Source organism: Schaalia suimastitidis DSM 15538, from assembly GCF_000429105.1.
In the GTDB taxonomy this organism is placed as follows: domain Bacteria; phylum Actinomycetota; class Actinomycetes; order Actinomycetales; family Actinomycetaceae; genus Pauljensenia; species Pauljensenia suimastitidis.
Genome location: NZ_AUBF01000011.1, coordinates 97,243 through 109,373, shown reverse-complemented (window position 1 = coordinate 109,373; position 12,131 = coordinate 97,243). Strand labels below are relative to the sequence as shown.

At 55.5% G+C, this 12,131-nt stretch carries 5 protein-coding genes; all 5 read right to left on the bottom strand.

The genetic code is table 11. From position 1 onward, the window contains the following. Nucleotides 1-33: 33 nt before the first annotated feature. The 5 genes from G438_RS0106025 to G438_RS11105 are packed head-to-tail and all read right to left on the bottom strand — an operon-like array spanning nucleotide 34 to nucleotide 12,056. Nucleotides 34-1,275, bottom strand: coding sequence for an RDD family protein (locus G438_RS0106025; RefSeq protein ID WP_026460553.1), 1,242 nt, complete (start codon nucleotides 1,273-1,275; stop codon nucleotides 34-36). Further along, on the bottom strand, nucleotides 1,268-3,697 hold the full coding sequence (locus G438_RS0106020) for a transglutaminase-like domain-containing protein (protein ID WP_165569238.1): 2,430 nt from the start codon (nucleotides 3,695-3,697) through the stop codon (nucleotides 1,268-1,270). Before G438_RS0106020 ends, G438_RS0106025 begins: the two co-directional genes overlap by 8 nt. Nucleotides 3,698-3,711: 14 nt before the next feature. After that, nucleotides 3,712-5,004 carry a DUF58 domain-containing protein gene (locus G438_RS11110; protein WP_051259355.1) on the bottom strand — a complete coding sequence of 431 codons (1,293 nt, stop codon included), beginning with the start codon at nucleotides 5,002-5,004 and terminating at the stop codon, nucleotides 3,712-3,714. Between the two features lie 4 nt (nucleotides 5,005-5,008). Continuing rightward, nucleotides 5,009-5,974 carry an AAA family ATPase gene (locus G438_RS0106010; RefSeq protein WP_026460551.1) on the bottom strand — a complete coding sequence of 322 codons (966 nt, stop codon included), beginning with the start codon at nucleotides 5,972-5,974 and terminating at the stop codon, nucleotides 5,009-5,011. Nucleotides 5,975-6,002: 28 nt separating this feature from the next. Then, nucleotides 6,003-12,056 (bottom strand): Ig-like domain-containing protein, encoded by a 6,054-nt coding sequence (locus G438_RS11105; RefSeq protein WP_051259354.1) that lies wholly within the window; start codon nucleotides 12,054-12,056, stop codon nucleotides 6,003-6,005. Between the last annotated feature and the right edge of the window lie 75 nt (nucleotides 12,057-12,131).

Genomic DNA, 12,131 nt, shown 5'->3' with positions numbered 1-12,131 from the left:
TGCGATAAATGGTCGGTGAAGGTCAAACTGCTGTTACCCGCTGATAATTACCCTCCGTCGTCCAAAGAGCACGAGCGTCCCCGGTGTCACTGCCGTGGGCGTTTCGGGGGGAAGGGAACGGGTAGTACCTGAGGGCGAACTCAGGCGCGTACCATTCGTGGAATGTAAGTCAGTGACGATCACCTGCCCGTTCTCTACCGAAAGAACAAAATGCGTCTTCGACACTGAACGCTCAGAATCTGACACCGCAAGCATGGCAGCGTCCAGGTAGGGCGCAACACGAACGGGGTCACGGCCAACCAGGAGGCGTCCTACCAGGTCGTAACGTGTGCCGTCATCAAAAACAAGGCGCACCGAACCTGCAGGACGCATTCCGATTGATCGTTCAAGGTCACTAAGTGTATTGACATCGGATAGTGGTGGGCTCAGTTCCCTCACTGATTGTGAGTCGCGCGCAGATCGGCCCACAGAGGCGAGGTTAATTGCTGAGTGTGCAACCGTGCGATCCCATTGGGATTCTCCTAGCACTTCATTGTCAAGGGCAGGTATGTCAGCAATGACGTGTTCAGCCGACGACGGGTGGGGCCGACTACTGCCCAGGTGGTAGCGCTTATACGACGTTTCACTGTCAGCATGTGCGATCCCGCTGTGGTCGCCGTCAGTCCTTTGCTCCAGTTGGGCGCTGTCAAGTGCCGAGGAGTCCACCGATGAAGGTGCAGCAGGTGTCTTTTCTGCTGAAACAGCATGTGTCAGTGGCGAGTAGCGGTGTCGGGCACGAGAGGCACCGGGACGGTCAGCCTGCACTGCGATGGTGTCACATAGCTGGTCAAACCACGTGCGGTTCAACTCGCGATGTGACAGAAAGGAAATGAGGATCGGGATGATACCAAGTGTGGGAACAGCAAGGACCACCTCGATAAACAATTTGGCCAGGCAGCCTGCAGCACTGTGCTGCCCCGTGGAGTATTTCACCCAACGTACCCCAGCGACGCGCATACCGATCGTTTGCCCGCCAGCAGCCAGAAAAAGGGTGGAGGCGACAGCCAGTACTGCGAAAATAACGCCGCCAACATAGATGGCAAAGGTGCCCAAGGCACTGGTGGCACCATCACCACCCCACCTGAGGAGAATGCCTGCCACAAGGAGAACAGCTGGTAGGAGCACGATCAGCAGGTCAACAAAGTGCGCACGTGCACGCATATGATCACCCGCGAGTCGATAGGCACCCAGATGGCGCGGCAATGACGTCTTTGCCTTGTCTATTGCATCACTCAACGGCTGCCTCCTTCCTCAATTCATTGGTGGAGTCGTCTGTACTGACGGTATCGCATATCTGCGTCTCAGATAAGGCGGACGGTGATTTTGATTGAGGTTTTTTCGTCAGCCACTGCGACCGTAGACTCCCTACAGCAAGGACAGCCCGAACACGCCGACGCCACCCCAGCGCCTGCCTCATTGAGGCCACAATCCGATCGCAGCGATCCCAAATCATATCGGCAGCCGTCGTATGGGCCTCGTCAGGACCAAAAACCACGTTATCAAGCGAATCGGCGAGTGCCGTGACCTCACTGCGGCTTGAGTCAACGCCTCTAAAATCCGAGACGGGCTCATCCTGGGTTCGCCACACCTGCGCATCAATGTGTTGGGCCTGCACAATACGTGGCACATCTTTAGGGACCTTGACCCCAAGATCATTTGCGCGATCAAGGAGTTCATCCCATGCTGCTACCGACCGGACTTCCGGCAGTGTAGACAAACGTCGACGACGTGAACGCATCGCTTTAAAGGCAATAAGTAGCAGCAGAGGTGACAACAAGGCTAATATGCCACCACCGACACGGGCTGCGAAATACAACCAGGACAGGTAATCCTGCTCACGCTCCTTATCCTTGTCCGGTTCAAGGAGTTCTTCTGGAGCAATTTCTGCAGGCTCTTCAGGAGGGTCTGGCGGTTGCAGTACCTGAGGCCGAGGCTGCGGCTTCGGTTTCGGCACTTCAGTACGCATGGTCTGGTCTTTAGGAGGTGTCGGCTCAAAGGGTACCCAGCCGAGTCCTTCAAATGGAACTTCCACCCACATGCGCACATCGCGACCGCGAATCGTAACGCTGCCATCAACAGATGGCTCAGCCACAAAGCCCATGACCAGACGTGACGGGATTCCCAGCGAACGCAACATGAGTACCATCGCGGGCGCGAATTGGTCATCATCGCCAACCATGTAGTCACCCGACAGGAAGGCTTCAAGACGATCAGTTCGATGTCCTGGGGCCTGGCCATCGGAACCGTCAGAGTAGAAACCTTCTGCACTGAGTTTAAGTTGCAATAGGCGCGCCTGTTCAAAACCCAGGGTAGCTCCCGCTGTCAACGACAAAGCGGCCTTCATCGTGGAGTCAGGCACGTTGGTATCAGCCGGGATTGGGACCTGTGCGATCGGGCGATCCTGAAGCTGGAACTCATTCCACGTGGGTTGTTCAACGACCTGTAAACGGTATGTATCGCCCTTTTTCAGTGGCGTCGTTGAAAGGATTGACTGCAGGCCATCGGAGTAGTAGGTGGACGATTTCAACAGCGATGCACGTTCACTTTGGTATTGCAACGACAGCGTCTGTCCGGCGCCGGGCACCCAGTTACCTACGTAGCCGTCAATAGTGACATCCAATTCAGTCGTATCAGCATCCGGGAAGGGGTTGTCGCTGAAAACGCTGCCGACTTTCAGGAAAGTTCCGCTGCTATTGTCAGCACCAATCTGAAAGACCGTTCCATCGTAGGAATCCAAGGTGGCAAGGCGTATCTTGCCTGAACGCGGTGCCTTCGACAAATGAAACAGTTCCGTATCTGCCTCTCGCGTATTCCATAGTCGAAACATTGCCACCGGCGAGGCGTATTCGCGGAGGTCAAGCGGCGGCTCTACGTAGCTGCGCAAAACGGTGCGTTCACGCGACTCAAAGTCAACCATTGGCAGCGCTACGGCACTGGCCGCGGCACCCACAGCGATAAGTGTCACCGCGCTCACAAGCTGCGCAAAGCGGGGAGCATGTGTGCACGCCAAATGTATCGTTGCTTCAGCCTCAGCACTATTGCCACTGTGATGAAAACGAACCGCACAAAGCAGGAACAACACACCACCTAGGGTTGCCACTATCAGGGCAAAAGGCGCGTTCTGGCTCCCCCACAAAATACCAGTTAACAGCAAAAATGCGGCCGGTAAGAGTGCCCACATTTGGAAACATGTTCGCGCAACCAGCGTGACTGCAATGAAAGCTGACAACACCCCAACGACATATGGCAACACCACAGGTATGGGCAAATCGGGTACAGGTGTCACCACGGTAAGCAAATCTTTCCAACTGGTGACTACGCCTCGCAGCGTGTAACGAATAGTGTCGAGGGTAGGAACAAAACCCCACAGGGTTGTTTCAGGCAGTGCGCTGATACCTCCGCCGGCAAGGAGAGCACCTATACCTGCGACAACTGTAGTGATCGCATGACAGCGAAGTCGCGCACATATTAGGGCCGACACACCACCAACCGCCAAGCCACCATAGACCGCTCGATACCCAACCGTGCCAGAAAAGACGCCCCCATGGGCTAAGGCAAGTACGGCAAGGAGCGCAACAATCAAAACCAGATCAATGACCCTGTTCAGAGTGTGAACATGCTGTGACGCGTGGCGCCGATTATGCGATGCAGCCGTCATGGTATCGCCTAGCATTACAGCACTCGATTCATGGCTAGTGGAAGTTCATCAATATGCGGAATCTCGACAATGCGAAGCTCGCCGAAGGTATGAGTTTTTGTTGTGGAGCCACGACTGAGACGGATCCCGATATTGCGCGTCGAATGCGGCAATACACGTAAGGCTTCGTGCAACTTGGTCACGGACACCCCGCTACCAGTCACCACAACAGAAACGGACGCTTGCGATACCTGAGCAGCTGCGAAATGCGCGGTCTGGGCAAGGTCTTCATATGCTTCCAGCAGCATCACTTCAGTGAGAGAATCCAAGGCGCGAAGAGCCGTTGCAGTATTGAGCATCCCTTCTTGGGTGACCACAGCCACCATCACAGATTCGTCAAGGGCACCGCGCGCCAACGAGGCCACCGCTGATACAGCGTCTTCGAACTCGTCATCATCGCGCCATGACATCACGTCAAGGTCGAATACGATAAGAAGGTGGGCGCGCCTCGTTTCTTCGAACTGGCGGATCATGAGTCGTCCAATACGCGCTGAGGTGCGCCAGTGGATCATCCTGCGGTCATCCCCTGGTGCATAATCCCTCAACGCACGAAATGACACATCCGAAGAGGACAAGTCCTGGGTGCTAATACCTTCAATATCACGTAAATATCCCACGGCCGCGCCGGTCATGCGAATAGTTTTAGGATGGACGAACACTTCCACTTCACTCGAACGACTTTTCACACGACGAGCCATGCCGAGTGCATCAGCGTGGACGGCTTCTACAGGACCAACATTGAGGACACCACGCTTGGATGTGCTGATGATAAAGGGTTCACTGTGACGTTGCCCGGCCTTCAAGCGAGGAGTCCACAGCGTCAAAATATGGGGGCCAGCCGCTAAACGCAGCTGGATTGAGCGCAGCGCCTTATCGGGGTCTGAATCGACTATCACCGTGCCGGCGATATCTTCACCCACTGCCACGCGTTTGAGGGGCACGTCAATTTCGACGTGACATCGCAAGCGCCGTAGCGACGAGATAAAGGCCGTGACAACGATGGTGAGCACAGCAACCCCTGGAATGAATAATTCTTTCCAGGCCATTGTCGCCCCCAGTATTACGCCGAGGCTCCCCACAATTAATGCGCCCCACCCTAAAGGTGTGACAGCACCCAGTGCTGTCACGATGTAGGTCAAGGGCCGTATCTTCGACGCGTAGGCAACAACGATGCCACCGACGTTACCCAAGTACTGGGTAACGGCATGGAGGGAGGTGCGGCGCGCAGCTGCCCGCCGCCTCGACAATGTGGCTCGTCGTTGCTTCAATGTTTCAGTTCCTCGCTGACGGGGCAGGCACGAGGCTGAGGGCAGCTTGGATCACAGCTTGGCGTGTGGCGCCAACAAACTCCGCATCCGGGTCAAGGACGATGCGGTGTGCCCACACGCGCTCTGCGAGCACGGAAATATCATGAGGGGTCACGTATTGGCGTCCCTGGGCGAGCGCCCATACGCGCGCTGAGCGCACCATGCCGATCGCGCCGCGCGTCGACACGCCAATACGTACCGTCGAGTCGGCCCGGGTGGCTTCGCATAGCGACTGCACATAGTCGGCAACAATGGGATCAAGGTAGTTATCAGCAGCCATTTCCAACATTTTTATGACCGTGTCGCTGTCGATTACTGATTCAAGATTCTTCGAACGGTCAGGGTCTTTGGCGCCGAGGATAATACTCATACCCGAGGCGTGATCAGGATATCCCAGCTGCGTTTTCATAAGGAAACGGTCAAGTTGGGCTTCAGGTAGCTTATAGGTGCCTGCCTGCTCCACAGGGTTTTGTGTCGCAATCACCATAAATGGACGACCTGTCTCGTGACGCACACCATCGACAGTGACACGCGACTCTTCCATCACCTCTAAAAGCGCTGATTGCGTCTTTGGGGAGGCACGGTTAATCTCATCCGCCAACACGATCGAAGCAAAAATGGGGCCGCGATGGAAATCCCATTTTTTTTGCTCTTGGTCGTAGATGGTGACGCCCGTAATATCGCTGGGCAACAGGTCGGGGGTGAATTGGATACGCGAATGTGTGCCTGCAACGGATGCGGCGATGGCCCGCGCGAGCGCTGTCTTACCAGTACCAGGTGCGTCTTCGAGCAACAAATGTCCCTCGGCGAACATGCAAGTAAGCGCCAAGCGGATCACATTTTCTTTGCCTAGTACTGCGGTAGCGACGTTATCAACCACACGAGTAAAGGTGCCAGCAAACCATTGGGCATCCTGGGCAGTGACGGTCATTGATTCTCCTGAATATGGGGACAAAAGGTCATCGGTACCAGCCGCCGTACGGGTGGAACTCTACGCTGAAATCTTCGTCGGGCTGTAGCCCTGGGTTTTCTGGATTACCTGGGCATCTGAAGCTGACAGTGCCATCTTTAGGGATAGCAATCGGCGCTGTCTGGCCAAGGAAATTCCAGTAATGCGCGTCTTCTGGCTCGTCAGCATTCCAGCATCTCAGCATGTAGTAGCCCGCCCAGTGGAAATGTGTCATCGTCAGTTTGACATCCATTCCATTGCGCTCGACACGAACCGGCGTGATGTGTTCCTCGAAGGCCTTGGCACTGGCGCAGGTGGGCGCATGCGTATTTGTTGTTCCTTGGACGGTCTTGACGCAGATACGCACTTCCTGCCCCGGAGAGGCCGAATATGTCCGTCGACCGCTGGCTTCAACCCAGCCCGAATCCGGCCCTTCAAGCCAGAACGTCGCTGGCAGACCATTACCGCTGCCGCTGTGCCAGTGGCAGGTGACCGAACGATGCCCTCCAACACACGAGACCGATGGGGCAACGGGTTGCCCATACGGAGTGACGACGTTAGATGCTACTTCCGTCGAATACACAGGATTACCCGCTTTGATACCAACAGCACGTAGGCGAATTGTGACTTGTTGCCCATTGGCCAGGCCATTACCAGTGATGGTGTCGCCTTGCAACGGGTACCAGCTTCCGCCGATCGTCCACTCATAACGCAAATCGCTTGGCGTCCACCCGTTCCCAGCTGCACTTGGCGACCATGTCACTCGGATCTGGTTATCCACTCCTGTGGGCGACACTGAACTCAGCGTCGGTGCGTTGGGACGACCTACGACCTGGATGGAAGTTTGAGCAGGTACCGACGTATAGGTAGCAGCCTGAGATGAGTCATTTGTTGCGGTCACCGTGAACGTAACAGGCGTATCGGATACTGGCACCCCTTCAATCACCGTTGACGTGGTGTGACCTGCTGTTACTTGCTTCGTCACACCTGCGCCACTGACCGTGTAGTACTCGATGGGGCGACCATTGTCATTAGGGGCTGCCCACGTGAGTGTTACCTGTGCTGTAGAGGCTCCAGGAGCTAACGAACTCACCAACGCATTGAATGAAGTGATCTGTCCCGGCGGCCCGTAAGGACGCACACCTGGAGAAAGCGGTGACCACGGTGAAGCACCCTCAGCATTGATTGCACGCACCTGGGCTGTGTACTCTGTACCGTTTGCCAAACCGCTGGCAACGTAACGCTGCTCACCTGTTCCTGAGGCAGTCACAGTCACTGCGGAACCCGGCGAAAGCAGGACCTCGTAGCTGCGGATAGCTGAACCGTCGTGTGTGGGCGGCATCCATGTGACAGTCACCGTGCCATTACCAGCTACCACCGACGGCGTAGCAGGAGCAGGTGGCGCTGTATCGAGGCTGACACGTACGCGTTCTGACGGATCCGAGGTCCCCACCTCATTTGTGGCGGTCACCGAAAACTCATGTGTGACGCCCTTGGTTCGATTGTTGAGAAGACAACGCGTCACCACACCACACTGTTGGCTGTCCCCTTGAGTATGATCTGTCACCGTGTAATTCGTGATCGGTGCACCATTCGCGCGACTTGGAGCCCATTGGACTTCCACACTTGATGACGATGTCGCTTGTGCACTTACACCTTGTGGGCTAGCTGGTGCTGCACGCACAGACACCGTGATTAATCCCGTGACCTGACGTTCTGGCTTACCATCGCCATCAACAACGGTATAAGTGACGGTGAAGGTCCCTGAGTAATTCGGATTTGCACTGACGGTGACCACGGTACCCGAGGCTGTGGCGCGTCCACCTTCAGAGGCAGTGGGGGTGCCAACGATACGCATCTGACCAGCATTGGGATCAGTATTGGTTGCGTATTGGCGAATATCAACATTTGTCGAGGCCCCAGGCTCAACGCTGACACGTGCTTCACTCGTTTGGATAAGGGACATTACATTGTCCTTCACCACAATAGGCACAGCTGCCTCGTGTGATGCGCCTTCTTGATCCGTAACGCGCACCATGACGCGTTGGGTATCACCTAACGCTGCCTCCTCACCCGCCTGCACATTCAGATGCGAACCGGAGATCGACGCACTGATACCTGCGGGTGTGGAGCCAACGATATCGAATGCCAGTGTAGAGTCGGCATCCGGGTCGGAGGACATCTGTAACAAATCGGCTGTGACAGCTTCGCCACCGCGTATGACACTAATCGGTGTGGGACGCAACTGTGGTGGCTGGTTACCCGTTGACTCGACTTCAATGGGCAAAGAAATTAGCGCAGTACGTCCAGTGAAGTCGTTAAGGTTCTCGCCGTCAGTCACTTCGAAAGTAAGGGAGGTACGCCCGTAGAACTCTGGCGTCGACTTAAAGGTCAACGTCAGGCGGTCTTTGACGAGGGACGAACCATCCGAGCCAGCACCAACTGAAACTGTGCCTTCAGAAGTAAGGATGACTTGACGCCCATCCCGCGCTTTCACATGATCGTTAATGAGAATGTCAATACGTTCGCCAGCCTTGACGCGCACGGGCACAGTAGTGGCATCAAGGTAGGGACGTGTCAGTTCGGTACCGGGTACACGTATCGCAGCAGAGGCCGACAGTCCCGTCGCATCCGTCACCGTGTAAATGAGGACTTGTGGTTGAGGCGTTAATGTGATTTCCACTTCTCCCCCACCCAGGGAACGCATCGTGGAATCCTCAGAGGTCACCTTCGCCTCGAAAATATCCCCATCAGGATCGTCGTCATTGGACAGTACTTGAAGGGTGATTTTGCCTTCTTTGCGGGCGATGGCCAGTTGTTCTTCCGTAAGGGCGTCATCGCGAGCAATAGGTGCTAGACGCGGAGCATCATTGGCCACGGTTACCCGCAGTAATCCTTCACCATATCCACCAGCACCGTCACTCACACCATATGTGACAAGGAAGATGCCCGTATTCGCTGGGGCGGTAAGGATGATACGTCCACGGTTGTCACTCAGGTTCATCCCGGCGCCTTTGTCATCCAATGACTCAGGTGAAAGAGTAAGGCGATCCCCATCAGGGTCAACGTCATTGGTCAGCACCGCCACAGAGACGCGCGTGCCTGGACGCACATGCACCTCGTCAGGAAGCGCGACTGGATTTTGGTTAATGTCCGTCGGCGGGCTAATGCCCACTCGGACGGTGCCGGTCGCTTGTTTACCCAGGTGGTCTTCGACGACATAGGTGAAGGTGTCTGTACCCGAGGCTGTAGGTCCTGCAGTGTATGTGAAACGATTTCCTTGTGTTTCCACGGTCCCCAGCTTGGGAGAGGTGGCAATTCCAAGCAGTGTCACCGAGTCCCCTTCACGGTCAATGCCTTCAAGGGGGACCACGATCGGGACAGATTGGCCAGCAGCGGTACGTGCCACCAGGTTACGAGGCCGCGGCGGCGTATTGTTCTGCTCATCCAGCGGCAGGACAGTGACGTCAACCTTCGCCGAGGCCACATTACCTGCCGAGTCAGTCACGGTGTAGATAATGCTGCCCGAACCGGCATTCGCTCCACCACGAACACGAATAACGTTGTCAGAAATAAAGACCGATGCCACGTCCGGGCTGATCGTGTGTTGAAGTTCGTTGGATACTGTCATTGACAGACCAGCGGGAGACCGGTCATTTGCCAGTACTGACACGCTAGCAACGTCACCAGCACGCACAACAAGCGTGTCATCAGTAAGTTCAGGTGGGGCGCTCGTATTGATGGGCGGCCCTGGGATCACAGTGACCGATGCACGTGCCTGTTGTGATCCGTTAGTGACGACATAAGAGAAGGTCTCGGGAATAGACAGTCCTTGAGGTGCGATAATACGCGCCACTTGACGATCTAAAAGGGCAACACGTAGCGGAGAATTTGCCGGAAGGTCAATCTGCTGAACCGTGAGTATCCCGCCAGCAGGATCGTAATCATTGGCCAAAAGATTGACCAGGACCTGCCCAACTGCAGGCAACACCCCAATATCGTCTTCTGCGGTCGGCGGTGTCGCACTATCTGATTCGAAGACATCAACACGAATAAAGCCCCGCGTGGTCGCTGGCCCGTCAGTAATGGCGTAGCTCAGGTAGTAGCTACCCACTTGATGCCCGGTGACATCAATAGTGCCCAGCGCACCATCCATACTCACCGACAGGCCCTCATCGACGGGATCAACCTGGACTAGGCGCAGGGGGTCACCATTCGGGTCCGTGTCATTATCCATTGGTGATATCGTCGCGGTCTGCCCCACTTTGACAACAAGGTGGTCCGTATTAGTCACTGGTGCCGCATTTGTATCGCCTTTGACGGTGACGTCAATACGTCCTTCACCGACATCACGACCGTCAGAAACACTCAGACCAATGGTGTTTTCACCAGCAGGGTGCCCATTGGCAGTGACATCCACAGTGCCGGTCTCGCGATACCGCACACTGAGGCCTTCAGGTGCACGCACTCCGGCCAAATAGAATGGATCACCGTCAGGGTCATACCAGTTCGCAAGGGTATTGACACTTGCGCTGCGCCCTTCACCTAACGACAGTGCCTGTGCAGTGACCTGCACAGGAGCACTATTGATGGAGGAATCGTGAACTGTGAGGGTGACTTTCGCGGTGGCACTACCGCCTCGTCCGTCAGATATTTCGTATTCAAAGACGGACGAACCTGTGGCGGTCGACGGCACGACGATATGCAGAGCGCCGCCCTCGCGGGTGACAGATAGTTCGCCAAGTGAGGTCTGTCCCACCTTGGTCACGGTCATATAGTCGCCGTCAATGTCGGTGTCATTTTGCAACACTGGCAACACATTGGAACGCCCTGCTCGCACACCGAAGGTGTCATCAACCGCAACCGGTGGCGTATTCTCCTCGCTGCGTTCAGGTTGTGCGACTTCATTGGTTTTATCCGCGGATTCTTCTTCAGATTCAGTGTCGGATTCCATCGTGGAATCGACTTGATCCCAGTTGTCAACGAGAAGCATTTTCTCGTCGGGCAGCCACAGTGTGCCCGACTCTATGTCATTAAGGACAATCGTTGACCTATTAACACGGAACTGTGTCTGTCGTGCCTGCGTGAGAGAGTCAACGCGCATGTCGATATTGTCGGCTTCTTGTTCGCAAGCTCGTAGGAATGCACCTGTCCCGGTCCATGCCCCATAGGAGCACTGGCCTAGGCGTGCTGGCCTCACAGCGGCACCACCGACAAGCGAGACGGCCTTGATACGTGGTGTTCCGCCAGACAAGGGAACTTCTATCAATCCTTCGTTGGACGCGACCACCACAACATCTGATGCTGCGCCATTCTCCTGTAGTTGCAGGCCCTCTCCGTCGATGACCATTTCACCACTGGGCAGAAAGAGTGTGCGCGTCGTGCGGTCAAGGACCACGACTTTGTCGCCGATAGCGGCAAGTTGCAGATCAGCATTTCCACTCACGCCATTGAGCGCGCGAGTCTTCGCGTCGTCGGAGTCTGCTGTGGCGGGAAGTGAGACGATACTCCCCCGTTGTGCTGAAGCTACGTGAAGGGTTCCGTCTCCACCGACCGCCAATTCCATATCAGGCATATCGCTGATAGCAGGGCTTTCTGAGGTGTCCACCGCAGTGAGTTCACCCGCATGTTGGCGCCATACATTGCCAGTGGTAACGTCAGCAAAGGCGGCAACGCCTCCACCTACAATACTGACGAGGCCTGGGTTCGTCACGCTCAATCCCAGTGCCGTTCGAGCAACATCCACACCCGATAAGACCGAACTTGTCATGTCTGAGACATAAACATGCTCACCATCTTGGAAAACGTCAATTTCTTTGGTGGGCATTCGCAGGGCAGAGTCAAAAGTATGCGATGCGTAGTTGAGGTGTGCTACCAGTTGTAGGCGCGCATTGGTCACCCACACGCCACCATCGTTGAGCTTGACTTCCGCAGCACGTACCCCTGGGTTCAATGCAGCAACGACGAGCGCAACAAATACTGCGGCCACCATGGCAAGCGTGACGAGCTTCTTCCCAAAGTCTCGAGCCACCAAGAAAACCCCCAGATGATGAGCAAAAATCATGGAACTTACCAAACAATCACGACCTACATAGTGTAGTCCGCAAAGTCTTCGATGAATATTGCTAATCGAATGATG